The organism is Pseudomonas sp. NPDC086251, from assembly GCF_044746405.1.
Classification (GTDB): Bacteria; Pseudomonadota; Gammaproteobacteria; order Pseudomonadales; family Pseudomonadaceae; genus Aquipseudomonas.
In genome coordinates, this window is the sequence record NZ_JBIVBY010000015.1 from 110,636 (window position 1) to 134,861 (window position 24,226).

Consider the following 24,226-nt stretch of genomic DNA (forward strand, 5'->3'; position numbering starts at 1 on the left):
CAAGGACTTTGCCTGTTCATGAGTATTTCGTTTCTACCCACGCGCCACGTGTTGGCTGCACTGATTTGCCTGACTGCCGGCCAGGTGTTGGCGGCCGCACCGACCCTGACACTCAAGCCCTGGGCCGCGAACCTGTCGGTCGATGCGGTGGCGTTTCTGCCCGCCAGCGCCGACGGCGAACGCCTGGCCGCCAGCGAGCGTGATGGCCTGCTCTTGCTGGATGCGCAAGGCAAGGAACTGGCGCGCTTGAAGGGATCGTTCAATGGCGTGGACAGCCGCGCCGCCGGCCAACAGGTGGTGGTCGCGAGCCTCGACAGCAGTCGTCAGCAAGCGCTGCTGGTCAGCCTCGATCCGGGCAAGCGCACGTGGGGTCAGCCGGTGTATCTGCCGACGCGGGATTACCCGGTCAACGGCCTGTGCCTGTACCGCGACGAAGCCAGCAACCTGTTCCTGTTTCTGGTGGGCGAGGAGGGCAAGGGCGAGCAATGGCTGGTGGGCAATGGCGCGACGCTCAACCCGCAGCCGCAACGTGTGCGCGGTCTGCCGCTGCCACCTTCGGCCACCGATTGTCAGGTCGACGATGGCGCCAATCAATTGGTGGTCAACGAGGAAAACGTCGGTTGGTGGGCTTACCCGGCGCACCCGGAAGCCGATGTCACGCGCAGCCCGGTGGCCCTGCGTGAGCCGTTCGGCGAGATCAAGAAAACCGCCGGCGCCGTGGCGTTGGTGCCGGGTGGTGTCGTCGCGCTCGACCCGAAAGCGGCGCAATTGCACCTTTATCAGCAGCAGGGTGAACGCTGGTCCGCTCAGGCAACCCTGGCGCTACCCGGCTTGAAGGAGCCGGAAAACCTCGCCCTGCGCCCAACCGATAAAGGCCTGCAGATACTCCTGCGTGACGATGACGACGGCCGACTGTATCAGGGCGAACTCGACTGGCAGCCCACGCCGGTGCCGTTGGCGCCCGTGCTGCCGAACGTCAAGGCGCTGAGTCAAAGTGATCCGGTCGGGCGTCAGGGCGATGCGGCGGACGATCCGGCGATCTGGATTCACCCGCAGCAACCGTCGCTGAGCCGCGTGCTGGGCACCAATAAAAAACAGGGGCTGCTGGCGTACGACCTGCAAGGCAAGTTGCTGCAGGACCTGCCGGTCGGACGCCTGAACAACGTCGACGTGCGGGCGAATTTCAAACTGGGCCAGCAGACGGTCGACCTCGCCGTGGCGAGCAATCGCGATCGTAACAGCCTCAGCCTGTTCAGCATCGACCGGAGCAGCGGCGAGCTGCGCGAAGCCGGCGAGATCCCCTCGCCGCTCAAGGAGATCTACGGCATCTGCCTGTTTCAGCCGGCGAGTGGCGAGCTCTACGCCATTGCCAACGACAAGGACGGCACCTTCCTGCAATACCGCCTGAGCGCGCCGAACGGCACGGTGCACGGTGAGTTGGTGCGCCGGTTCAAGGTCGATAGCCAACCCGAAGGGTGCGTGGCCGACGACCAGCGCCAACGGCTGTTTCTCGGTGAAGAAGACGTCGGCGTCTGGGCGGTGGATGCCCGCGCCGATCAACCGGCGACCTTGAGCAGCGTGATCAAGGTCGGGTCGCAACTGCAGGCCGATGTGGAAGGGCTGGCGCTCTATCAAAGCGCGGCTCACGACTATCTGGTGATCTCCAGCCAGGGCAACGACAGCTACCTGGTGCTGGACGCCGAACCACCGTTTGCTGCGCGCGGCGCCTTTCGCGTCGGTCTGAACGCCGAACTCGGCATCGACGGCGCGTCAGAAACCGACGGCTTGGAAGTCACTTCGGTAAACCTCGGGGGGCCTTGGAGCCAAGGCCTGCTGGTGGTGCAGGACGGCCGCAAACGCATGCCCGAGCAGACGCAGAACTTCAAATTTGTGCCGTGGGCCGACGTCACCCAGGCCCTGAAGTTGCCTTGACCCGACCTGTCATCAACGCGTCATCCGTTTTTCATCGAATAGCTCAACGGCCGTCGCGCATCGGCGGCCCGAGGGCATCAGACAAGGAGTTTTCACCATGCAGGCCACGCTCGAACACATGACGATCTGGGGGCTGATCAGCGACGCCAGCCTGTTAGTCAAAGCGGTCATGCTCACCCTGTTAATGGCCTCGTTGCTCAGCTGGTACCTGATCATCCAGCGCAGTCGTGTGCTGCAACAGCGCGAACGGCAGATGAACGGGTTTGTGCAACGCTTTCGCGGCGCCTCGGACCTGCTGTCGCTGTACCGGGAAACGACTGACAGCGAGCACGGCGTCGAGCCGATCTTTCACGCCGGGCTTCACGAGTTCAATCATCTGCATCAGCACACCGGCAATACCGCCGACGTGGTGCTCGAAGGGGTGGAACGCGCGTTATACGTCGCCATCAGCGAGCAGGAAGTGCAGTTGGAGAAAGGCTTGCAGTTCCTCGCGACCGTCGGTTCGGTCAGCCCTTACATCGGCTTGTTCGGCACCGTTTGGGGGATCATGAATTCGTTTCTCGGCCTGTCTCAGGTGCAGCAAGCGACGCTGTCGACTGTCGCACCGGGGATCGCTGAAGCGCTGATCGCCACGGCCATCGGCCTGTTTGCGGCGATACCCGCGGTGATTGCCTACAACCGTTTTTCCTCGCGCAGCCAGACCTTGCTCACCCGTTACTACGCCTTCGGCAATGAGCTGCAAGTGCGCCTGCATCGCACGTTGCACGGCAAGCCATTGAACCTGGCCGCCGCAGCCTGAGAGGAGCATCAAGATGCTGGTCAGACCGCAACGCAAGCACGGGCCCAAGGCCGAAATGAACGTGGTGCCGTACATCGACGTGATGTTGGTGTTGCTGGTGATTTTCATGGTCACCGCACCGATGCTGACTCAGGGGGTGAAGATCGACCTGCCCAAGGTGGCCAGTGAAGCCCTGGCCATGGACACGCACCAGCAAATCCTGACCCTGTCGGTGAAGGCCGAGGGCGGTTACTACTGGAACCTCGGCGCTGAACTCGACACCCGGCGCCAGACCGACAGCGCGGTGACGCTCGAAGACATGCGGGCCAAGGTCGCGCAGATTGTCAGCGAGCGGCATGACACGCAGGTGTTCATCCGCGCCGACAAGGACGCCGGCTATGGCCGCGTGGTCGCGGCCATGGCGGCGTTGCAGCAGGGCGGCGTCAGTAACCTCGGGCTGGTGACCGAGGCCCCGCAATGACGGCGATGATCATGCACACTCCGACCCTGACGTTGCCGCGCAGCGTTCGCAGCAAGTTCTGGCACAACAGTCTGGCGGCGGGCCTGGCGGTGGCGCTGCACGTCATCGTCCTGGCCTTGTTGGTACACGGTTGGTCGCTGGAAAAAACACCCGTCGCGCAGCCGACGGTGTTGAGAACCCAGTTGGTGATGCTGCCGCCAGAAGCTCAGCCGCAGGCCCCCGAACCCGCACCGGCATCAGCCCCGCCAGCACCTCCCGAGCCTGTTGCTGCCGCACCCGTCGAGTCGATCAAACCGGCTGTCGATCCACAGCTCCAGGTACAAAAGAAACTCGAACAGGCCGCCCTTGCGCGCAAGCGGGTCGAGGATAAAAAACGCGAGCAGCAAGCCGAGCGACTGGAGACGCAACGACTCAACCGAGAGGCCGAGCAGCAGCAACTCGCCCAGCAACAAGCACAGCAAGCGCAACGCGCCGAGCAGGCCAGGCTGGCGGCAGAACGCGCGCGCCAACTGGCCGCCCAGACCGCTGCCGACAGTCGTCAGTACTTGCCCCTGAGCAAGGAAGCGCCGGACTATCCGCAGCGGGCGCTGGACAAAAACATTGAGGGTGATTGCTCTGTGGAATACACCGTCAACCCACAGGGCAAAGTCGAAAACCCAAGAGTGCTCGAAGGCTGCCACCCGCTGTTTATTCGTCCATCGCTGGCCGCCGCCAACACCTTCCGTTACCAACCGCGAATCGTCGATGGCCAAGCCGTTGCTGTGCCGGCCGTGCGCAATACGTTCCACTATCGGATCAAGTGAGAGGTCATCCGGGGGCCTCTGATCCTCTAGCGTTCCAGCCAGTCAGAGTGGAGCTGTGGAAAGCGCTCTTGCAGCCACTCGATAAAGACTTGTACCTGCGGTGCGATGTGCGTCCGGCTTGGGTAGAGCACCGTGACAGGCCGAGGGGCAGGGCGGTAGGGCGTTAGAATTTCTACCAGGGCGCCGCTGCTCAGGTATCGGGCGACGGCAATGCCTGGCGCTTGAATGATGCCGAAGCCCGCTACACCGCATTGAACATAGGCGTGTGACTCGGTAACGGTGATTCCCGCGTTGCTGATGTAGGCCTTGTCCTGACCCTCAACCGTGAAATGCCACGGCAATGTCCTGTTGCTGTGTCCGGACAGGAAGTTGACGCCTTGATGGGCCGCCAGGTCTTCCAGCCGTTTGGGTTCGCTGTGTTCGCGCAGATAGCTCGGGGCTGCGCACGTCACCATTGTGGCCATTCCAATCGGGCGTGCGATCAAGGTTGAGTTGGGCAGTTCGCCGATGCGCAGCGCGCAATCAATCCCTTCACCCACCAGGTCAACGGTCCGGTCAGTCACGCCAAGCACCAGGTTGATCGCCGGAAAGGCGCTGGTGAACTCTTTCAGACTGTCGATGAGCTCAACTTGAGCGAATGCAGTCGGCACATCAATACGAAGCCTTCCACCCAGTGTTGCCCCGGACCGGTCAAACATTGACGTCGCGGCGGCGATGCTGCCGAGAATGTCCTGCACCCGTTCGTAGAATCGCTCGCCCTCCGGTGTGAGCGTCACCTTCCTGGTGGTGCGCTGGAACAAACGCACGCCCAATGACGACTCCAGTTCCTGAATGTACCGGGTGACTTGGGGGCGCCCGATGGCCAGCGATTCAGCGGCTTTAGTGAAGCTTCCGAGTTCGGCGAGCCTGGCGAAGAGTCGCATCGATTGCAGCAGTTCCATGACCTTTTCCTCTGCGTACTCAGGCGATTGTTGCCTGCTGAAACAACAATTATGTCCTTTTATACGCATTTATTGCGTCCCGCCAATCGCCAAAGATGCGTACCGGTACTGCCCAGCTTTGGACGTGCCGCCCACTTACACTGTTTTGGAGATGCGCAATGAAGGCTTGGTTACTCAAAGATTTTGGACTCGACAATCTGCAACTGGGTGAAGTACCGACCCCTGATCCGAAGCCCGGCGAGTTGCTGGTCAAGGTCGGCGCCGTCTCGCTGAACTTTCGAGACAAGGCCATCGTCGACGGCATCTACGAGCCGCACACGGTGCCGAAAAACCTGATTCCGGTCAGTGACGCCGCCGGCACGGTGGTGGCGGTCGGCGCTGGCGTCACGCGCTATAAGGTGGGTGATCGCGTCAACTCGCACCTGTATTCGCGATGGCTGGAGGGTGAGCCTGGGCCGCTTGAGCCGGATTACTGTTTCGGCTCTCCGCTGCCGGGTGGATTGGCTGAGTTCATGATCATCCACGAGGACAGCGCCGTGCGTGCGCCTGATAACATGAGTGACGAAGAGGCGGCCACATTGCCCATTGCCGCACTCACGGCGTGGTACTCGCTGGTCGATTTCGGGCAGGTCCAGCCAGGGCAAACCGTGCTGGTTCAGGGCACGGGTGGCGTCTCCATCTTCGCCGTGCAGATCGCTACGGCGCTGGGGGCGAAGGTCATTGCAACCTCCAGCAGCGACCGGAACCTGCAAACGGTAATGAGCCTGGGAGCCGTGGCAGGGATCAACTACCGAAGCACGCCGAACTGGGAGGACGAAGTGCTCAAGCTGACCGATGGCAAAGGCGTCGATCTGCTGCTGGATGTGGCAGGCGGAAATGGCATCAATCAGTCTGTCGCCGCCACCAAGGCCGCCGGGCGTATTGCACAGATTGGTTTTTTGACCGGGCAGACGGTCCAGCTGAACCTGATGCCGCTGATCTTTCGCCAGACGACCCTTCGCGGCATCGCCGTCGCTCCGCGCTCGTCGTTCGACCGGATGAATGCATTCCTGAACGAGCAGCACATTCGACCTGTCATCGATCAGGTCTATCCGTTCGAAAAGGCTCGCGAAGCCTACGAGCATCTGGCCAAGGGTGCGTTCGGGAAAGTGGTCATCAAGATCGCCGAATGAAAGGCAAGGCGCCGAAATGGCGCTTTTTTTTAACACGCGGCGACCTGACACATTCAGGTATAGGCATCGCCTATGCAACGTACTGGAAACGTCCTGTTCATCCCTGCACATGAAGAGCGCAACAATGCCCCTCGGGGCTCGGTATCCGATGCCCTGAGCATTGTTGACTCTTCCAACCGGCGACCCGTTTCGCCGGTTTTTCCGTCCAACAGGAATACCCCTCCATGAAACTTTGCTGGATTCATCCCACGGGCCGTAATCCGGTCCTTGAACCTCTGTGGAACACCATTCACGACACGGTCGGCGGCGCGTTGGCGAAGGGCACGCAGCTTGATTTTCGCTTCCTCGACAACAGCGGTGGTTTTACTCGTTCGCTGTACGCCGAACACTTGAACTCGGTGTTGATGGTGGAGGCGGCGATCAAGGCACAGGCCGACGGCTACGATGGCGTTTTCCTCGGTTGCTGGAATGACCCACTGTGGGAAACAAGGGAAATGCTCGACATCCCGGTGGCCTCGGTGGGGGAGCAGTCGATGCTGGCGGCGCTCGCCATGGGGCAGCGCTTTGCGGTCATCACCGTGTCGGATAAAACCGCCGTGGCCATCGAACGCGACATCATTGGCTATGGCTTAACCGAGCGTTGCATCCGTCAACCGGTGCGCTCGATCCAGCCGTTTTCCGATGCACAGTTGCTGCTGGAAGCCATACATTCGCCGGCCGAGCGCTTTATTCCGAGGCTGGAAGCTGTGGCGCGGCAATGCATCGCCGACGGTGCGGACGTGATTCTGGTGGGCTGTGCTTATTATGGGCCGCTGTTGCGCCGTGCCGGTTATCGGCAGGTGCAGGGCACGCTAGTTCCGGTGGTGGATTCGTCGACGGTGGCGCTCAAGTATCTGGAGGCCATGGTGGGGATTGCCCAGTGCACCGGGCTGGTGAAAAGCAGCGCAAACCTGTTTTCCGGGATCGCGCCGGCGTCGATTGACCAGGCGCGCAAGGCGTTGGGGCTGTTGCCTGCCGGGGATTAAAATGAGATCCCTGTAGGAGCGAAGCTTGCTCGCGAAAGCGCTGGGTCAGTCAATATTGATGTTGGCAGACCCGGCGCTTTCGCGAGCAAGCTTCGCTCCTACAGGTACCCGTAAATCCCTGTAGGAGCTGTCGAGTGAAGCGAGGCTGCGATCTTTTGGTCAGATGCTGGCACTCAGGGTCTTGATGTCATGCAGCAAAATGCGTTCGTTGTCCGAGTAGTCCACGGGGCAGTCGATCACATGCACGCCAGGGATCTGCAGGCACTCTGAGACCAGCGGGGCGAAACTCTCTGCGCTTTCGACCCGGTGGCCGTGGGCACCGTAGCTCTGGGCATAACGCACGAAGTCCGGGTTGCCGTAGTCCAGACCGAAGTCGTCGAAGCCCATCTGTTGCTGCTTCCAGCGGATCATGCCGTAGCCGTCGTCACGCAGGATGATGACGACCAGGTTCATGTTGAGTCGTACGGCGGTTTCGATTTCCTGGCTGTTCATCATGAATCCGCCGTCGCCGCAGACCGCCACGATCGGCGTGTCGGGATACACCAGGCGTGCGGCCATCGCCGAGGGCAGGCCGGCGCCCATGGTCGCCAGGGCGTTGTCCAACAACACGGTGTTGGGCATGTAGGCCTTGTAGTTGCGGGCAAACCATATTTTGTAGATGCCGTTGTCCAGCGCCACGATGCCTTCGGACGGCATCACGCTGCGCAGGTCTGCAACGAGGCGTTGCGGGTACACCGGGAAGCGTGCGTCGTCGCTGCCTTCAGCGACATGGGCCTCGTTGGCTTCACGAATGGTCAGCAGGCGTTCGAAGTCCCAAGTGGGCTGCACTTCGATATTTTCCTTGATTTGCCAGACCGCATTGGCGATGTCGCCGACCACTTCGATCTGCGGGAAGTACACCGGGTCGACCTCAGCGGAACGGAAGCTGATGTGCACCACTTCAGTTCCGCCGCGAACCATGAAGAAGGGTGGCTTCTCGATGACGTCGTGGCCGATGTTGACGATCAGGTCGGCGGACTCCAGCGCACGATGAACGAAGTCACCCGAGGACAGTGCGGCGTTACCCAGGAAGCGCGAATGACGCTCGTCCACCACACCTTTGCCCATCTGCGTGGTGATGAACGGGATGCCGGTTTTTTCGATCAGCTGGCGCAAGACCCGCGCGGTCATCTTGCGGTTGGCGCCGGCACCGATCACCAGCACCGGGCTGCGTGCCGCTTCGAGTTTGGCCACGGCGGCACGGATCGCCTTGTGTTCGGCCACCGGGCGGCGGCTCAGGCTTGGGGCGATGGGCGTGCTCTCGGTGTACTCGGCGGCAATGTCTTCGGGAAGCTCCAGGTGCACTGAACCCGGTTTCTCTTCTTCGGCCAGACGAATCGCTTCGCGGATGCGCGAAGGGATGTTATCTGCCGAAGCAAGCTGGTGGGTGTACTTGGTCAGCGGCGCCATCATGGCGCACACGTCGAGAATCTGGAAACGCCCCTGCTTGGATTTCTTGATCGGCTTCTGGCCGGTGATCATCATCATCGGCATGCCGCCCAGATAGGCGTAGGCACTGGCCGTCACCAGGTTGGTGGCGCCGGGGCCGAGGGTGGACAGGCACACGCCGGTCTTGCCGGTGAGGCGGCCATACGTGGCGGCCATGAAGCCCGCAGGTTGCTCGTGACGGGTCAGGACCAGCTTGATGGACGAGCGCGAAAGTGAGTCCAGCAGGTCCAGGTTTTCTTCACCGGGAATACCGAACACGTATTCCACCCCTTCGTTTTCCAGGCACTTCACAACTAACTCGGCAGCTTTGATCATGATGGGTCAGCCTTTTTACGGTCAAAAAAAGGCCGCGACAGGGTCGCGGCCTCTGTGGTGAATCGCGAACGTCAGTCTGCGACGATGGCGTAGGTTTCGATTTCGACTTTCTGCCAAGGGCGCAGCATCGAATCCACCTGGATCAGGCTGCTGGCCGGACGGATCCCGTCGAACACTTCGCTGTGCGCCTTGGCCACAATCGCGGCATCGTTGATGTCGCGCAGGTAAACCACAGTGCGTACCACGTCCTCAACGCTCATCTCGGCTTCGGCCAGGACCTTTTTCACCGTGCCGAGAATCGCTTGTGCCTGTTCATAGGCATTGCTGTGCTCGTAATCGGGCGAGGCGCACGTGCCGGAGATGTGCAGGTGGTTGCCGACGCGTACGGCACGGGAGTAACCGAACACCGATTCGTACTGGCCGCCCGAAGAAATGTTTTGCCGCGATGCAGTTTTGCTGGTCATGTCATGTCTCATTTTGGGAGGGGTTTACCGGTGGAATCCTTGACGAACAGGATCGATATCAGGCCGACCACGGCACCGGCGATCAGGTACCAGGCCGGTATCATCTGATTGCCGGTGGTGGAGATCAGCCAAGTGTTGATCAGCGGGGCGGTGCCGCCGAAGAGCGACACGGCAATGTTGTAGCTGATGGCCAGAGCGCTGTAGCGCACACGGGCACCGAACAGTGAAGTCAGGGTCGCCGGCATCGCCCCTTCAAAAAACAGTTGCGACAGGGTCAGCGTCAATAAAGCTGCGAAGAGGAAACCGACCTGTCCGGTATGCAGCAGCATGAAGCAGGGGAACGCCATCACGATCAGCAACACGCAGCCGCAAATGATCATGCGGTTGCGACCGAAACGGTCCGCCATGTGGCCGGACACCGGTATCAGCACCAGCATGAACAAGGTCGCGGCCAGACCCAGGGAAAGGCTGAAACTGTTGCTGTAGCCGAGCACGTTTTCCAGGTAGCCGGGGATGTAGCCAAGCACGATGTAGTAGGTGACGTTGAACACGGTCACCAACCCCATGCATTTGAGCATCTGAGGCCACTCGTTAATCATCAGACTGAAGAGGCTGGTTTTCTCGCCAGTGGACGATTTGTGCAGTGCTTCGTTCTTCTGGATTTCCTTGAAAACCGGCGTTTCTTCCAGGCCAAGACGCAGGTAAAGCGCAATCAGGCCAAGCAAGCCGCCGATGGCGAAAGGCACACGCCAGCCCCATTCGCTCATGGCTTGTTCACCCAGCGCGAGGGTAAACAGGCTGACCACGGCACCGCCAATCAGGAAGCCTGAAATGTTGCCGAATTCCAGCCAGCTGGTGAAATAACCACGACGTTTGTCCGGAGCGTGTTCAGCAATGAACGTGCAGGAGCCGCCGTATTCGCCACCGGTGGAAAGGCCCTGCAGCAACCTCATCAGTACCAGCAGGATGGGCGCGAATATGCCGATGCTGGCATAGCCAGGAATCAAGGCAATGGTGAAAGTCGCGATGGCCATCAGCGAAATGCTCAGGGACAACGCGGTACGACGCCCGTATTTGTCGCCAATGGGGCCAAAGATCAAGCTGCCCAGCGGGCGGATCAAAAAGCCGGCGGCGAACGTCGCGTAAATCGCCATCAATTGAGTGGCGTGATTTTCAGAGTGGAAGAACGTTTTGCCGATGATCCCTGCCAAGGAGGAGTACAGCGCAAAGTCGAACCATTCGACCATGTTGCCGAGGGTCACGCCGATGACGGCTTTTGACAGGCGTTTGCGCGATTGCTCGGCTGGCGCATCATTGCTGGAAAACTCAGGAATCGCGGTAGCGTGTAATTCGCCCATGATATTGCCCTCTGGAATAATTGTAGTGAGGCAGCAGTCAATAGGAGGAGCAGGCCCACGTCTGACGCGTGGGGCCTGCGCTCAGGTCAGCGCATGAACACACCACCGGCGATGCACAGCGATTCGCCAGTGATGTAGGAAGGTTTGGCGCTCAACTGCCAGACCCAATCGGCGATCTCTTCAACGCGTGCCGCGCGTTTCAACGGGATGGACTCGATGGCGGCTTCGATACGCCCGCCGGCACGGGTTCCTTCAGTGTCGACCCAGCCAGGTGCAAGAGCGTTCACCACAATGTTGTGGTCGGCGAGTTCGATGGCCAGCGAGCGGGTCATCGCTACCACCGCGGCTTTTGAGGCGCTGTACAGCAGCTGGTTTTTGGAGACGGTGAACGCATCGACCGAGGCGAAAAACACGATGGCGCCACCACCGGCTGCTTTCAGGTGACGGGTGCCAATGCGGGCGATGTTCAATGAGCCTAGTACGTTGATGTCGAAAATTTTCCGGTACAACGACTCGCTGTAGCTTTCCAGCGACGAGGTGGGGAAGATCCCCGCCGCGTTGACGATGGCGCGCAGCGGCGCCTTGCCGTCCAGGGCGGCGTCGATGGCACTGGTCAGCGCTTCTTCGCGAGTAATGTCGCCGACGACTGGCGAGAACACGGCGCTGGCAGCTTGCTTGCTGGGCGTCACGTCGACGGCGACGACGTGCCAGCCTTCATCCTGAAAACGTTGTGCGACGGCCTGGCCCATGCCGGAAGAGGTACCGGTCACGATGACGCTGGAGTGAGGTGCATTGTTCATAGTGGTCTTCCGATCAGGCGGTTTCAGGGAGGGAGTGGGGCAGCAGGGCAAGTTCCATGACGTCCAGTTGGCTCTGGGTGTCCTGGTAGTTGCTCAGCCATTCGCGTTTGACGATATCGATGCGCGACTCGGCCGGTTGCAGCTTGGCGAACTTGGCGGCCAGGCCTTTGATGCCGGCGGCACGCAGCTTGAGAAAGCGCATGACCAATTTGGTCTGGTCGCAGTACACCGGCCATTGCGGGCCACGCGGGGCACCCAGGCCTATGTAGAACAGACCTTCCAGGTTGGTCGGCAAGGTCATCGCCGCGGTGCGCAGCGGGACGCCGTCACGCCAGTGCAGCAGGCTCTCATCGAGGAACGGCAAGCGAGTGTTGAAACCGGTGGCCCAGACGATGGTGTCGTAGTCACCCTGGCTGCCATCGGTGAAGGTGACGGTCTTGCCTTCGATGTTCTCGATGCCCGGAGCGACCTTGATGCGGCCATGCTGAATCCAGTACAGCAACAGGGTGTTGACCACCGGTGGTTGTGCGTCCAGGTCATAGGTGTCCGGCGCGGGCATGCCGGGGTAATTCCTGTGGGTGCCAACGGTGGCCATGATCAGCATGTTCATGACCATGTTCTGCTGCTCGGGCGGGAGTTGCCCGAGGAACGGCAGCTCGCCACGGGGTACGCCGAAAATGGTCTTGGGCTGGAACAGTTGGCCGCGACGGATGACGATGGTGGTGTCCAGTCGTGCCTGCGCCGCATCCACCGCCAGGTCGCAACCGGAGTTGCCGAAGCCGACGACCAATACTTTGCCTTTCACTTGCTGGACGTTGCGGTATTCACCGGAATGAATCGACACACCGGTAAAGCGCTGACCGACTTGCGGGATCTTGCAATCCCACAAGTGGCCGTTGGCAACCAGCACGCCGGCGTAGTGCTTGCTGGTGCCGTCGGTGAGGGTGACTTGCCAACCGGCTTCGCCGTTTTCGCCCAGCGGGACAAGGCTGCGCACTTCGGTGTTGAAGGTGATTTTCTCGCGCAGGCCGAACGTGTCGGCGTAGTCGTTCATGTACGCCTTGACCTGATCGCGGCTCGGATAAACCGGATAGTCCGCAGGCATGGGGAAGCCGTCGAAGCAGGAGCTGCTTTTCGGGGTAATCAGATGCAGGGCATCGTAGTCGGTGTTCCAGTGACCGCCGATGTTCCCGGACTTCTCGAAACAGTCCACGTGGAAGCCGGCGTCGGTCATGGTCTTCAGTGCGGCAAGGCCAGCGGCCCCGGCACCAATGATGCAATAGTGATTGGACATTATGACTCCCCATTCCTCGAACGTTGGAAGCGCCTGTTGTTGGCGTCCGTGGTTTGAGTATCCGTCCGCGCAAAGCGCGGATGAATGGGCTAAGCCATGTGTGTCCTATAGGTATTGCCTATGGCTAGAGCGATTCCAGATGGGCGTACAGATTCTGGATACGGCTCAGGTGGCTGCGCATCAGGTTGATCAGCACCCGAGTGGGCGGCGATATCGGCGTGTCGTGGCGATGGATGAAGCCAAAAACCTCGAAGATCGGCGGGTTGATCGGCACCCAGCCCAGGCGGTCGTTGAAGCCCAGTTGGTGCAGGATCGGGCGGGTGGCAATCACATCGCCCAACCCGCGCGCCGCCAGCTCGAACCCGGTGATTTGGTGCTCGACCTCGATGATCGGGTCCAGCACCTCGCCGCCCTTGGCCGCCAGTTGCGCCAATAGCCGGCGAATGGGATCTCCGGTACTCCAGCGCGCCTCGGTCAATATCAATGGTGCGACAGCCAGGTCACTGATGGTTTTCGGACCCTTGAGTCGCTCCGGGTCGGCGCTGATGTATCCCACCTGGGCCGACCATACCGGTTCGCTCACGGCGAGATTCTGCTGCTTGATGGGCAGCATGACCAAGCCTGCTTCAATCTCGCCCTGGCTCACCAACTCGGCAATTTCCGAAGAGTTGTAGCCGACGATCTTGATGCGCATGTCCGGATGCTGCGTGCGGAACTGCTCGATCAGGTCAGTGAGAAAGTAGTGATGCGCCGTACCGAAGGTGCCAAAACTGGCCACGCCACCGGACAACTCCCGCACCGCCTGCACCGCTTCATAACCCTGGCGCGCCGAGGTCACCATGCCCTGGGCAAACGGCTGCAAACGCCGCCCGGCCTCGGTGAGCACCAGTCGGCGATTGGTGCGGATGAACACATGCGTGCCCAAGTGCTCTTCCAGTCGCAGGATCTGCTCGGAAAGCGAGGGTTGTGAGATGTGCAAGCTCTCGGCTGCCTTGGAAAACGTACCGTGCTCGATGGCGGCGAGAAAGTAGTGGAGTTGTTGCAGTGTCATAGAGCAGATCCATCATCAATGATGAAGTCAACATGACACAGTTTCGCTGTATCGCGAAGCCGGTCAAATCCGTGACAGCGGCTCACTCCACTTCGTTAAATCAATCAGATCGGGACAGGCGCGACTAAGAGAAACCTTTAGCCGCGTTGGAGATTTCCCCCTTTCAGATGCTGTTCGTCTTGATACCGGCGCAGCGTTTACTGACTTACCTTGAGCAGACAAGAGGCGTGTCGCCGTGGCGGACTGTTCCATTGAGTCTGCGTGGCGTTTTACCCCATAACAATAAGAGGCCTGATCATGCTCGAACCCTTTGTCCTTCGCATCTGCCCCGCAACTTCCCAGTCGTCAACTTGTAAACCGTCGACCGACGCGCCGCGCGCGTGAGCGGTCGCTCTGACGAGCGCCCAGGCGGTTTTCAGTGGTGATGCTGCTCCTATAAATACAGTGCCGGGCACTGACAGATGTGGAGATGTTGGATGTATCAGGTAAAGCAATCTTGCCGTGGGCTCGGTATGGCCAGCGTGTTGGGGATGATCTGTTCGCCCGTGGTGGCTCATGCCGATGTGATTGATGACAGTCACTTCAAAGTGGACACGCGTAACTTCTACTTGCACCGTAACTACACCAATACCAATGCAGCGGATTCTGAAGTGCACAGTTGGTCGCAGGGTTTCGATGCGCAGTTCACCTCCGGTTACACCGACACCGCCTTGGCCATCGGCCTGGATGTGGACGCGCAATATGCCGTGCGCCTGGACTCGTCGGGCAATGACGGTTCGCTGCCGTACAGCGTCCGCGACGGGCAAACGGCCGATGACTACAGTCGCGCCGGTGCAACCTTCAAGATGCGCTACAGCAAGACCGAGTTGAAGGTCGGTGACCTGCGCCCCCAATTGCCGGTGGCATTCGATGACCCCAGTCGGCAGTTGGACACCATCTATCAGGGAGCCGTGGTTGAGTCCAAGGAGATCGATGGGTTGACGCTGACCGGTGGGCGTTTCTGGTCTGCCGTGACCCGCGAGTCTTCCAACCACGAGAAGCTGTACAAGTATGGCTCCACCGATAATCTCGACAGTGACGGCCTGGACTTCGGCGGCGCCACGTACGACATCAGCAAAAACCTGCAAGCCAGCTACTTCTATGGCGTGTTGCACGATATCTATCAGCAACACTATTTCGGCCTGATGCACATGGCTGATTTGGGCAACGGCTACAAACTCAAAACCGACTTGCGCTACTTCAATAACAATGAAGATGGCAACGCGCTAAACGGTGAAATCGACAACCGTGCCTACGGTGCGTTGTTCACCTTGCTCAAGGGCGCGCACATGGTCGGCGTCAGTTACCAGCGCATGCTCGGGGACAGTGTGTTCCCGACAATGAACGGCTATATCCCGCAACCTTACCTGGTGCACTGGTCGTCCCTGGGGTTTGTCCGCCCGGGTGAAAGGTCCTGGTCGGCGCGCTACGGCTATGACTTCGCCGGGATGGGCATGCCGGGGCTGAAGTTCTACACCCGCTACACCAAAGGTACGCAATGGGACCGTGGCGCCAACCTGAGCGACAACCAGGAAAGCGAACGCTACCTGGGGCTCAACTACGTGGTGCAGAGCGGGGCGTTGCAAGGCTTGGGGCTGGACCTGCGCAACATCGATGTGAAGCAGAAGTACGGCTACGACTACAACGAATTCCGCGTCGCCACCACCTACACCTGGAAGTTCTGGTAGGCGAGTTTTCCCCCATAACAATAAGAGGTCTGACCATGTTCGAACCCTTCGTCCTTTACATCTGCCCCGCAACTTCCCAGGCGGTGTCCTGTGCACCGTCACCCGGCGCGCTGCGCGCATGAGCGGATTTCAAAAGGAGCAAACACTAGTGAATATTCAGGTCGATAACGCGGTCCTGCAGAAAAACAAAACCTACGTCTACGAGTGGTACGTGGTGGGCCTGTGCATGATTGCCTACATCTTTTCATTCGTGGATCGGCAGATCCTGGCGTTGATGATCGAGCCGATCAAAGCCGACTTGCAGATCAGCGACACCCAGTTCAGCTTGCTGCACGGGCTGGCGTTTTCGCTGTTCTACGCCTTCATGGGCATGCCCATCGCCTATCTGGCCGACCGCTTCTCCCGACCGAAGATCATCGCCGTCGGCATCGTGTTCTGGAGCCTGGCGACTGCCGCGTGCGGCATGAGCAAGAGCTTCCTGCACATGTTCCTCGCGCGCATTGGTGTCGGTGTCGGCGAAGCGGCCCTGTCGCCCTCGGCGTACTCGATGTTCAGCGACATGTTCCCCAAGGAAAAACTCGGCCGCGCAGTGGGCGTGTACTCGATCGGCTCGTTCGTGGGCGGCGGGTTGGCCTTCCTGGTGGGCGGCTATGTGATCGCCATGCTCAAGGACATGAACACCATCGAGGTCGCCTTTCTCGGGGCGATGAAGGCCTGGCAACTGGCGTTCTTCATCGTCGGGCTGCCCGGCATCCTGGTCGGCCTGCTGATCTGGCTCACCGTGCGCGACCCGGCGCGCAAAGGCCTGCAGGTCGATGCGCAGGGCCGGGCGAAGAAGGTGGCGCTGACCGATGGCCTGCGCTTCCTCGGGCGTCATCGCGGCACGTTCACCTGCCATTACCTGGGCTTTTCGTTCTACGCCATGGCCCTGTTCTGCATGATGAGCTGGAGCCCGGCGCTGTACATCCGCAAGTTCGGCCTGTCGCCGATGGAGGCGGGCTACATGCTCGGTACGGTGCTGTTGCTGGCCAACACCGCCGGGGTGCTGTGCGGTGGCTGGCTTACCGACTATCTGGCGAAAAAAGGTCATCAGGACGCCGCCATGCGCACCGGCGTCATCGGTGCCCTCGGCATGGCGGTGCCGGCGGTGCTGTTCCCGCAAGCCGATCAACTGTGGCTGTCGGTGACCCTGTTGGTGCCGGCGATGTTCTTCGCCTCGTTCCCGATGCCGGCGTCCACGGCCGCGATGCAGATCCTCGCGCCGAACCAGGTGCGCGCACAAGTTTCGGCGGTGTTTCTGCTGATCAGCAATCTGTTGGGGTTGGGCCTGGGAACTACGCTGGTCGCGCTGTTGACCGACCGCTACTTCGGATCGCCCGCAGCGGTCGGTTCGTCGATGTCGCTGGTGATGGGCGGTGCGTCGGCATTGACCGTGCTGTTGCTATGGCGTGGTTGCCGGCGTTTTTGCGAAAGCTATGCCCGGGAATATCCGACCCGGGCATGATGGGTCATCGTCCATGATCGGCGTCTCGGCCTCGCTCCTTTTGCAGGGAGTGGGGCCGAGACGCTTCAGTCCGGAGAACCGTTGATGTTGAATGATGTCTATCTGCTGGAACGGCACAGCTTGCTCAGCTCCACCGATTACCGTGAGATCAAGGACAAGGTCAGCCATTACCTGTGCCCGCACAGCTTCAATGTGCTGCGTGACGAGCCGATGTACACCCGGCTCAACGGCGTATTCTTCGGCGATTCGGCACTGCTCGACTTGCGCTATGGCGCGCCGGTGGAGATCACCATCGGCGACATGGCCGATCAGTACCTGTTTCGCATTACCTTGCAGGGGCATTGCGAAGTGGCCCACGGACGACGCAGCGCGGTGATGCAGTCGGGCTACCTGAGCGTGTCTTCGCCGTTCGCGCAAAGCCGCATTGTTACCGATGGCGAATGCCGCAATCTGATCCTGCGCGTCGACCGCGATGCCCTGGAAACGCAACTGCAACGCCTGCTCGGACGCAGCCTGCGGCAGTCGGTGATCTTTGATGTCAGCGTCGATCATCTGGGCGCCGGCGTCGTCAGCCTCTATCACACCCTGGATTACATCTGCCGGCTTTACGGCAGTGGCGTGGACGGTTCGCGCATCGCCAGCGGCCTGTCCGACTACCTGATGCAACTGCTGCTGACGCAGTTGCCGCACAACTACTCCGCCGACCTCCGGGTCGATTCGCGCGCACCGCTGCCGCACCACGTGAAGAAAGCCCGTGACTACATCGAGGCGCACCTCGACGAACCGATCAGCCTGACGACCCTGAGCGAGCTCTGTGGCGTCTCGGTGCGCACTTTGCAGAACGGCTTCAAGCAGTTTCTCCAGCAGGCACCGGTCGAGTACATCCGCGACCGGCGCCTGGCGGTGATCCACGAATCACTGAAGCAGGGCAGGGACGGTGAAACCGTCACCGATATCCTGTTGCGTCACGGCATCAACAGCTTCGGGCATTTTTCCAGTGCCTATCGGCAACGCTATGGCTGCCCGCCGTCGGACACCCTGCGCCAACACAAGCATTGAGACGGCTGCGTAATCCGTCACTCGGCTGCGCAATCGGATAAGTGCGTGGCGGTTCGGCCCGATAGCATCGAGTCTCTTACAAGAGGAGCAACTCGATGAATATTACGGTGCTGGGTGGTGGACACGGCTGTTACGCGGCGGCGGTCGAAATGGCTGAAAAGGGGCATCCGACGCACCTGTGGCGTCGTGACTCGGCAGCGCTCAAGGAGCTGCTGGCCATCGGTAGCCTGACCATCAAGGACTACCGGGGCACTCGTCAGTTGTCCGTCGGCCGGCAGGGCGACAAGCTGTCGCTGACCGACGACCTGGCCGAAGCCCTGGCCGACGCGCAACTGGTCATCATCCCGTTGCCGTCGACGTCCCACGAAGACTTGGCCAAACACGTGGCGCCGCACTTGCACGACGGTCAGGTGGTGTTCCTGCCGCCGGGCACGTTCGGCAGCTACGTGTTCGCCAAGGCCATGGCCGACGCGGGCAACCAAAGCAAGGTCGCCTTTGCCGAAACCGGTACGCTGCCGTACCTGGTCCGCAAGCATGGCGCCAGTGACCTGGTGATCAGCGGCTACGCGACTCGCCTGCCGACTGGCGTCTTTCCCAGCAAACTGTCCGGTCACGCCTTCGCGGTGTTGCGCGAGGCCTACCCGAGTGTTGAACCGATTGAAGATGCCCTGAGCGGCGCGTTGATGAACGCAGGCCCCATCATTCACCCGCCGCTGATCATGATGAACGCAGGTCCGCTGGAGCATTTCGAGGCCTGGGACATTCACAACGAAGGCACCCAACCGTCGATTCGCCGTGTGACCAACCAGCTCGATGCCGAGCGCATGGCGGTGCGCGAAGCACTGACCTATGGCGCGCCGCACTTTCCCCTGGCCGATCACTACAACACCACTGAAGGCGAGGAGTGGATGTACGGTCGCGGCGCCCATGGCAAGCTGACCGACAGCGGCGACTGGCGCGAGGACATCGACCTGCAGACACATCGCTACATGCTCGAAGACACCCGTCTGGGCCTGTCCTTGCTGGTTTCCGTCGGCCGTTGGGCCGGTGTGCCAACCCCGGTGGCGCAGGGCCTGCTGAGCATTGCCTCGGTGGTTGCCGAGCGTGATCTCTACGCCGAGGGCCGCACCCTGGAAAACCTCGGGCTGGCCACGCTGAGCCGGGCATTTTTGAGCACGAATTTATCAGACGTCGTTCGTCGGTATCCTGGGTCGCCCATAGCGTGTTTTGATGAGATCCGACTATCTTTAATGGATGGCGTCGTCTGCCGAGTCTGCCATTCCCTTCCACGTAATCGTCTTCCTGACCAAGGTCAGCGTACTGCGGATCTCATGCCCCTATTTCTTGAGCACCGTTTGCGGGTACGTAGATCCATCTGAATGAGTCCGTGTTATCCATCTTTGGAGACAACTCATCATGGCTACTCTCTGTGAAATATGTAATGCGAGACCAGCGGTCGCGCGAGTGACCGTATCGCAAAATGGCCAAGCCAGGACAATGTCCATTTGCGACCACGATTACCGTCAACTCTTACGCCATCAAAGCATGTTGAATCCATTCGACTCTCTGCTGGGCGGTGGAGTGTCCCGCTTTTTCGACAGCATGGGCGGAGCAAAGGATCAGGCGGGCGATGACTTCAGGCTCTCTGGGCAAGTGCCTCGAGAATCTGTCGATGCAACCGATGCATTCAGTTCCCAGACCCTGGAAATTCTGCAGCGCGCTGGAGAGAAAGCCCATGAGCTCAACCGTAGCGAGCTCGATACCGAGCATTTGTTGTATGTGCTTGCGGATACCGATGTGGGTACGGCATTGCTCAAGGAGCTGAAGCTTTCTGCGGACGAGATCAAAGGCTACATCGATCAACATGCTCAAAGGGGCACAGCGGAGGCCCAGTCCCCGGTGGATCAGATGAGCATTTCGCCCCGTCTAAAGAAAGTTTTCAATTTTGCGTTCCAGGCGTCTCGTGATTTGGGACACTCGTACGTTGGCCCGGAGCATTTGTTGATCGGACTTGCCTCTGTACCCGACAGTATTGCCGGGACATTGCTTAAAAAATACGGCGTAACGCCTGAAGCCTTGCGGCAGAAGGTGGTCAAGGTAGTGGGTAAGGGCGCTGAGGATGGGCGAGTCGACACCCCGACGGGAACACCGACACTCGACAAGTTCGGTCGCGACCTGACGTCACTGGCTCGTGAGGGCAAACTGGATCCCGTACTGGGGCGCGCGCAGGAAATCGAAAATACCATCGAGGTGCTGGCGCGGCGCAGAAAGAACAATCCGGTGCTTATCGGCGAACCCGGCGTCGGTAAGACAGCCATCGTTGAAGGGCTTGCACAACGAATAGTAAAGGGCGATGTCCCTGAGATTTTGCGTGGCAGACGGCTGGTTGAAGTCAATCTGAACTCAATGGTTGCGGGCTCCAAATATCGTGGTGAATTTGAGGAGCGAGCCAAGCAACTGCTTGATGAAGTCGCCGCAAAAAGCTCGGAGCTTATTCTGTTCATCGACGAGTTACATACGATCGTTGGCGCGGGGCAGGGTGGTGAGGAGGGCGGCCTGGACATTGCCAACGTGCTGAAACCCGCACTGGCACGCGGGGAACTTAGTTTGATCGGTGCGACGACACTCAATGAGTATCAAAAGCACATCGAAAAAGACGCAGCGCTTGAACGACGTTTTCAGCCTGTGCTGATATCCGAGCCCACCGTAGAACAGACCATCATTATCCTGCGTGGGCTGCGCGACAAGCTTGAGGCTCACCATCAGGTCACATTCGCCGATGAAGCATTTGTGGCGGCAGCAGAGCTGTCGGATCGTTACATCACCTCACGCTATCTGCCGGATAAAGCCATTGACCTGATCGATCAGGCAGCGGCCCGCGTTCGAATCAGTGCGTCCTCAAGGCCGGCTGGCATTCAGGAGCTGGAAGCCGAAATCACCCAACTCAAACGTGAACAGGACTATGCATCCTCCCGTAAACGTTTTGATGAATCCAAAGGCTTCGAAGAGCGCATTGGTCAAAAGCAAGCACAACTGGGAGAGGAAACAGAAGCCTGGCAGCGCAAGACAGGCTCCGAAACCCTTGAGGTGACCCTGGAGTCAATTGCCGAGGTGCTGTCCCGTCTCACCGGCATTCCTGTGACCGAGCTTACGCAGGAAGAGCGTCAAAAACTGTTGAATATGGAAGACACGTTGCGTGAGCGGCTGGTCGGGCAGGAAGATGCTGTTCTCGCGGTCAGCGATGCCGTTCGTTTGTCTCGAGCCGGCCTTGGCCAAGCCAACAGACCTATTGCCACGTTTCTCTTTCTTGGCCCTACGGGCGTCGGCAAAACTGAACTTGCCAAAGCGTTGGCGGAAACGGTGTTTGGTGACGAGCAATCGATCATTCGTATTGATATGTCGGAGTACATGGAGCGTCATGCGGTTGCCCGGTTGATCGGTGCGCCACCCGGCTATGTGGGATACGACGAAGGCGGCCAGTTGACAGAGCGTGTCCGCCGCAAGCCCTACAGTGTGATTCTGCTCGACGAGATCGAGAAGGCGCATCCCGATGTGAGCAACGTATTGCTGCAGGTATTCGACGATGGGCGTCTCACGGACGGCAAGGGACGTGTTGTGGACTTCAGCAATACGATCATCATTGCCACCAGCAACCTGGGCTCGCCCGTGATCATGGAGAATCTTGAGCGCCCCGAAGATGAACGCCTTACGGATAAAGCATTACGAGATGAATTAATGGGCGTCCTGAAAGGGCATTTTCGTCCCGAGTTCCTCAACCGTATTGATGACATCATCGTGTTCCATGCCCTGACCCGTGACAACATCCGATCGATTGTGAGCATTCAGCTTGATCGGGTCATTCGAACCGCAGCTGCACAGAACATCACAGTTAAAATTGATGGCTCACTCATCGATCATCTGGCGGATGTCGGTTATCAGCCTGAGTTTGGCGCGCGCGAGTTGAAACGTCAGATTCGCCAGGCCGTCGAAACGCGGCTTGCGAAGGAAATGCTCGCTGACAAGCTGCAAGCCGGCGACAGCGTTGAGTTGGGTTACGACAAGGAGCGTAGCGAAGTGGTCTTCAATAAGGTGGAGGTGGATGCGCCAAAGACCTCCGGAAAGAGTAGTCCGCCAGACCAGCCAGATGATCTGGCACCTACTGCGCAGACTGGGACTTAGCCTCAACACACTCACGTAACCTGGGAGCGGGCCTGTTGATCACGATGTGCAATGGTGTACTGGATCCTCAAATGCCTGGACGAGCCCGGGGGACTGAAGACGCAAGTGTGGAGGGTTATCGTGTCAAAGCCTGATTCTGAAAGGCGTGAGCGCAACTCGACGCTGAAAAATTTCAGACTTCAGTGGGCGCTGATGAATGCTTACGAACGTTTCGAACAATTGGTTGTTCTTGCGCTCAGTCTCATCATCGCGTCTGTGATTTTGATGGCGCTACTGCAGCTCTGTCGCAGGGTCGTGCCGTTGTTGATCGGTGGTGCGATTGATCCTCTGGACCACGATGTTTTCCAGGCCCTCTTTGGCTCAATTTTCACCGTTCTGATAGCCCTGGAGTTCAAGCATTCGATTGTGCGCCCCGCCCTGCGACGCAACAGCATCGTTCAGGTTCGCACGGTGCTGTTGATCGCCTTGCTGGCGCTCAGCCGGAAGTTCGTTATTCTCGATTCCGCCGCGACTCCTGCGCTCACCATTGCCGCACTGGGATTTGCCACCCTGGTGCTCGGCATCGTCTGCTGGCTCTTACGGGAGCGTGATAAGGATGACTTGCGAGAGTGTGATAAGGATGAATAGCTACAAGGGTTTCGCAATGCCGACAATTTTCCGGCGAGAGCACCCGGGATTCAAGCCATGCCTACGCGCTGGGTACAACTGAAAGGATTGTTAGCTGGCCCTTTGCGGTACGCACAGGGAGGAAACAGCGGGCGGCCTGTTTGCCGGGCGAGCGTTGGTACTGGGGAATATTGAGCGCATTGATCCGCCGAACCATGAAGCGCGGGATACTCAGTGAGGTCCGAATTGCGGAACGATGTGAGTGCCCAGCTCCTCGATGACTTGTGCAGCAGGACGCTTCCCGTATTTGAGATTCAGGATAACGTGGTCCACTCCGATTTCCTGAAGCAACTCCAGCAAGGCCCGGAGATGATCGCGTCCAAGCCTGAACCCCAAATGAATGCGAGTGGGCGGCGTGGACGGGTTCTCATCGAGGTCGATGTAAAGCGACTGAATGAAGGGCTTATAGACGGAACCACATTGCTTCATGACCTCCAGCCGCCAATCTTCCACGATCAGTCGCTGCATGTTCGGTGGGCGTGGATAGTTGATCCATCCGATGCTTTCGCGCGCGATCCAATCCAGTGACTGGCGGCTATTGCCGGTCACGAGCATCGGAATGACTTGGGTGGTGGGTTTCGGAATGAGGTCTGCGCCCCGCATCTCACCACCGCTCCAGCGGATGGGTTCAAAGCTGGTGCTGTGGGCCCGGCGAATCACCTCGTAGTGCTCTCGAAAGATCTCTGCGCGCCTTTCGGGATCGACGTAAAAGGCCGAAAACTCCACTGGGCGATCGCCGGAGGCTACCCCCAGAATCAATCGACCTGCGCTCAACTGATCGACGCTGGCTGATGCCTTGGCCGTGTGCAGGGGATGGTGTAACGGGATGGCAATGGATGCGGTGCCAAGCGCTATCTCTGACGTATGAGCGGCCATGAAGCCCAGGTAAACCCAGGGATCGAAGACTTGGCCGACATCACCGAAATCAGGGTCCCGAAGCGGCACGTCGCGAAACCAGAGCGCGGAGAAGCCCAGCGCCTCTGCTCGTTTGGCCAATTCGACCTGGTTGAGCATGCTCGGAGTGTCCCCATCGAAGGCCTCCAAGGGAAAGAACAATCCCAGGCTCAAATGACCCGGAGTGAAGGTTCGCCTGAACCCTCGATGTTCCTGATAAGGCACCGTGCTTGGTCGGTACATATTATCTTCCTCAATGGGAGATAGTGAGCCGCGTGCCTATGTTCAGAGGCGC

20 protein-coding genes are annotated in these 24,226 nt (G+C 59.6%); 12 read left to right on the forward strand and 8 right to left on the reverse strand.

Going from position 1 to position 24,226, the window contains the following annotated elements:
- Positions 1-18: 18 nt before the first annotated feature.
- The 4 genes from ACIPL2_RS19055 to ACIPL2_RS19070 all read left to right on the forward strand — a co-directional run bounded on the left by ACIPL2_RS19055 (position 19) and on the right by ACIPL2_RS19070 (position 3,994).
- Positions 19-1,932: a phytase gene (locus tag ACIPL2_RS19055; protein ID WP_401358563.1), complete on the forward strand. Its 1,914-nt coding sequence runs from the start codon at positions 19-21 to the stop codon at positions 1,930-1,932.
- Positions 1,933-2,029: 97 nt separating this feature from the next.
- Entirely contained in the window at positions 2,030-2,731 is a 702-nt protein-coding gene (gene tolQ, locus ACIPL2_RS19060) for a protein TolQ (protein ID WP_401358565.1), read from the forward strand.
- Positions 2,732-2,744: 13 nt separating this feature from the next.
- Positions 2,745-3,191, forward strand: a complete 447-nt coding sequence (gene tolR, locus ACIPL2_RS19065) for a protein TolR (protein WP_401358566.1) — start codon at positions 2,745-2,747, stop codon at positions 3,189-3,191.
- On the forward strand, positions 3,188-3,994 hold the full coding sequence (locus ACIPL2_RS19070) for an energy transducer TonB (protein ID WP_401358567.1): 807 nt from the start codon (positions 3,188-3,190) through the stop codon (positions 3,992-3,994). Before tolR ends, ACIPL2_RS19070 begins: the two co-directional genes overlap by 4 nt.
- Before the next feature lie 26 nt (positions 3,995-4,020).
- Here ACIPL2_RS19070 and ACIPL2_RS19075 read toward each other — a convergent pair whose 3' ends face one another.
- Entirely contained in the window at positions 4,021-4,935 is a 915-nt protein-coding gene (locus tag ACIPL2_RS19075; protein ID WP_401358568.1) for a LysR family transcriptional regulator, read from the reverse strand.
- Positions 4,936-5,093: 158 nt separating this feature from the next.
- Between ACIPL2_RS19075 and ACIPL2_RS19080 the strand changes: the two genes are divergently transcribed.
- Both ACIPL2_RS19080 and ACIPL2_RS19085 read left to right on the forward strand, forming a co-directional pair.
- A complete protein-coding gene (locus ACIPL2_RS19080) occupies positions 5,094-6,107 on the forward strand; it encodes an NAD(P)-dependent alcohol dehydrogenase (protein WP_401358570.1) in 1,014 nt (337 codons plus the stop codon).
- 224 nt (positions 6,108-6,331) lie between these two features.
- Entirely contained in the window at positions 6,332-7,132 is an 801-nt protein-coding gene (locus tag ACIPL2_RS19085; protein WP_401358571.1) for an aspartate/glutamate racemase family protein, read from the forward strand.
- Between the two features lie 159 nt (positions 7,133-7,291).
- Here ACIPL2_RS19085 and ACIPL2_RS19090 read toward each other — a convergent pair whose 3' ends face one another.
- The 6 genes from ACIPL2_RS19090 to ACIPL2_RS19115 form a co-directional block, all read right to left on the reverse strand.
- Positions 7,292-8,935: an acetolactate synthase large subunit gene (locus ACIPL2_RS19090; RefSeq protein ID WP_401358572.1), complete on the reverse strand. Its 1,644-nt coding sequence runs from the start codon at positions 8,933-8,935 to the stop codon at positions 7,292-7,294.
- Positions 8,936-9,006: 71 nt separating this feature from the next.
- Positions 9,007-9,399 (reverse strand): Rid family hydrolase, encoded by a 393-nt coding sequence (locus ACIPL2_RS19095; protein ID WP_008062571.1) that lies wholly within the window; start codon positions 9,397-9,399, stop codon positions 9,007-9,009.
- 8 nt (positions 9,400-9,407) lie between these two features.
- On the reverse strand, positions 9,408-10,757 hold the full coding sequence (locus ACIPL2_RS19100; RefSeq protein ID WP_401358573.1) for an MFS transporter: 1,350 nt from the start codon (positions 10,755-10,757) through the stop codon (positions 9,408-9,410).
- 86 nt (positions 10,758-10,843) lie between these two features.
- Positions 10,844-11,557 (reverse strand): SDR family NAD(P)-dependent oxidoreductase, encoded by a 714-nt coding sequence (locus ACIPL2_RS19105; RefSeq protein WP_401358575.1) that lies wholly within the window; start codon positions 11,555-11,557, stop codon positions 10,844-10,846.
- A gap of 13 nt (positions 11,558-11,570) precedes the next feature.
- Positions 11,571-12,851 carry a flavin-containing monooxygenase gene (locus tag ACIPL2_RS19110; protein ID WP_401358577.1) on the reverse strand — a complete coding sequence of 427 codons (1,281 nt, stop codon included), beginning with the start codon at positions 12,849-12,851 and terminating at the stop codon, positions 11,571-11,573.
- A 124-nt stretch (positions 12,852-12,975) separates the two neighbouring features.
- Positions 12,976-13,902, reverse strand: a complete 927-nt coding sequence (locus tag ACIPL2_RS19115; RefSeq protein WP_401358578.1) for a LysR family transcriptional regulator — start codon at positions 13,900-13,902, stop codon at positions 12,976-12,978.
- 476 nt (positions 13,903-14,378) lie between these two features.
- On the opposite strand from ACIPL2_RS19115, the gene ACIPL2_RS19120 reads away from it, so the two are divergent.
- The 6 genes from ACIPL2_RS19120 (at position 14,379) to ACIPL2_RS19145 (ending at position 22,998) form a co-directional block, all read left to right on the forward strand.
- Positions 14,379-15,629: an OprD family outer membrane porin gene (locus ACIPL2_RS19120; protein WP_401358579.1), complete on the forward strand. Its 1,251-nt coding sequence runs from the start codon at positions 14,379-14,381 to the stop codon at positions 15,627-15,629.
- 148 nt (positions 15,630-15,777) lie between these two features.
- Entirely contained in the window at positions 15,778-17,133 is a 1,356-nt protein-coding gene (locus ACIPL2_RS19125) for a spinster family MFS transporter (RefSeq protein WP_401358581.1), read from the forward strand.
- A gap of 84 nt (positions 17,134-17,217) precedes the next feature.
- Positions 17,218-18,192, forward strand: coding sequence for a helix-turn-helix domain-containing protein (locus ACIPL2_RS19130; protein ID WP_401358583.1), 975 nt, complete (start codon positions 17,218-17,220; stop codon positions 18,190-18,192).
- A 95-nt stretch (positions 18,193-18,287) separates the two neighbouring features.
- Entirely contained in the window at positions 18,288-19,571 is a 1,284-nt protein-coding gene (locus tag ACIPL2_RS19135; RefSeq protein ID WP_401358585.1) for an NAD/NADP octopine/nopaline dehydrogenase family protein, read from the forward strand.
- 37 nt (positions 19,572-19,608) lie between these two features.
- Positions 19,609-22,371 carry an AAA family ATPase gene (locus ACIPL2_RS19140; protein WP_401358586.1) on the forward strand — a complete coding sequence of 921 codons (2,763 nt, stop codon included), beginning with the start codon at positions 19,609-19,611 and terminating at the stop codon, positions 22,369-22,371.
- A 192-nt stretch (positions 22,372-22,563) separates the two neighbouring features.
- Positions 22,564-22,998, forward strand: a complete 435-nt coding sequence (locus ACIPL2_RS19145) for a phosphate-starvation-inducible PsiE family protein (protein WP_401358644.1) — start codon at positions 22,564-22,566, stop codon at positions 22,996-22,998.
- Between the two features lie 210 nt (positions 22,999-23,208).
- On the opposite strand, the gene ACIPL2_RS19150 is transcribed toward ACIPL2_RS19145, so the two are convergent.
- Positions 23,209-24,174: an LLM class oxidoreductase gene (locus ACIPL2_RS19150; RefSeq protein WP_401358587.1), complete on the reverse strand. Its 966-nt coding sequence runs from the start codon at positions 24,172-24,174 to the stop codon at positions 23,209-23,211.
- Positions 24,175-24,226: the final 52 nt, after the last annotated feature.

What these genes read in the sequence shown, in the direction of transcription:
- ACIPL2_RS19055 (WP_401358563.1), top strand. Translation starts at nt 19, where the DNA reads ATGAGTATTTCGTTTCTACCCACGCGCCACGTGTTGGCTGCACTGATT.
- tolQ (WP_401358565.1), top strand. Translation starts at nt 2,030, where the DNA reads ATGCAGGCCACGCTCGAACACATGACGATCTGGGGGCTGATCAGCGAC.
- tolR (WP_401358566.1), top strand. Translation starts at nt 2,745, where the DNA reads ATGCTGGTCAGACCGCAACGCAAGCACGGGCCCAAGGCCGAAATGAAC.
- ACIPL2_RS19070 (WP_401358567.1), top strand. Translation starts at nt 3,188, where the DNA reads ATGACGGCGATGATCATGCACACTCCGACCCTGACGTTGCCGCGCAGC.
- ACIPL2_RS19075 (WP_401358568.1), bottom strand. Translation starts at nt 4,935, where the DNA reads ATGGAACTGCTGCAATCGATGCGACTCTTCGCCAGGCTCGCCGAACTC.
- ACIPL2_RS19080 (WP_401358570.1), top strand. Translation starts at nt 5,094, where the DNA reads ATGAAGGCTTGGTTACTCAAAGATTTTGGACTCGACAATCTGCAACTG.
- ACIPL2_RS19085 (WP_401358571.1), top strand. Translation starts at nt 6,332, where the DNA reads ATGAAACTTTGCTGGATTCATCCCACGGGCCGTAATCCGGTCCTTGAA.
- ACIPL2_RS19090 (WP_401358572.1), bottom strand. Translation starts at nt 8,935, where the DNA reads ATGATCAAAGCTGCCGAGTTAGTTGTGAAGTGCCTGGAAAACGAAGGG.
- ACIPL2_RS19095 (WP_008062571.1), bottom strand. Translation starts at nt 9,399, where the DNA reads ATGACCAGCAAAACTGCATCGCGGCAAAACATTTCTTCGGGCGGCCAG.
- ACIPL2_RS19100 (WP_401358573.1), bottom strand. Translation starts at nt 10,757, where the DNA reads ATGGGCGAATTACACGCTACCGCGATTCCTGAGTTTTCCAGCAATGAT.
- ACIPL2_RS19105 (WP_401358575.1), bottom strand. Translation starts at nt 11,557, where the DNA reads ATGAACAATGCACCTCACTCCAGCGTCATCGTGACCGGTACCTCTTCC.
- ACIPL2_RS19110 (WP_401358577.1), bottom strand. Translation starts at nt 12,851, where the DNA reads ATGTCCAATCACTATTGCATCATTGGTGCCGGGGCCGCTGGCCTTGCC.
- ACIPL2_RS19115 (WP_401358578.1), bottom strand. Translation starts at nt 13,902, where the DNA reads ATGACACTGCAACAACTCCACTACTTTCTCGCCGCCATCGAGCACGGT.
- ACIPL2_RS19120 (WP_401358579.1), top strand. Translation starts at nt 14,379, where the DNA reads ATGTATCAGGTAAAGCAATCTTGCCGTGGGCTCGGTATGGCCAGCGTG.
- ACIPL2_RS19130 (WP_401358583.1), top strand. Translation starts at nt 17,218, where the DNA reads ATGTTGAATGATGTCTATCTGCTGGAACGGCACAGCTTGCTCAGCTCC.
- ACIPL2_RS19135 (WP_401358585.1), top strand. Translation starts at nt 18,288, where the DNA reads ATGAATATTACGGTGCTGGGTGGTGGACACGGCTGTTACGCGGCGGCG.
- ACIPL2_RS19140 (WP_401358586.1), top strand. Translation starts at nt 19,609, where the DNA reads ATGGCTACTCTCTGTGAAATATGTAATGCGAGACCAGCGGTCGCGCGA.
- ACIPL2_RS19145 (WP_401358644.1), top strand. Translation starts at nt 22,564, where the DNA reads ATGAATGCTTACGAACGTTTCGAACAATTGGTTGTTCTTGCGCTCAGT.
- ACIPL2_RS19150 (WP_401358587.1), bottom strand. Translation starts at nt 24,174, where the DNA reads ATGTACCGACCAAGCACGGTGCCTTATCAGGAACATCGAGGGTTCAGG.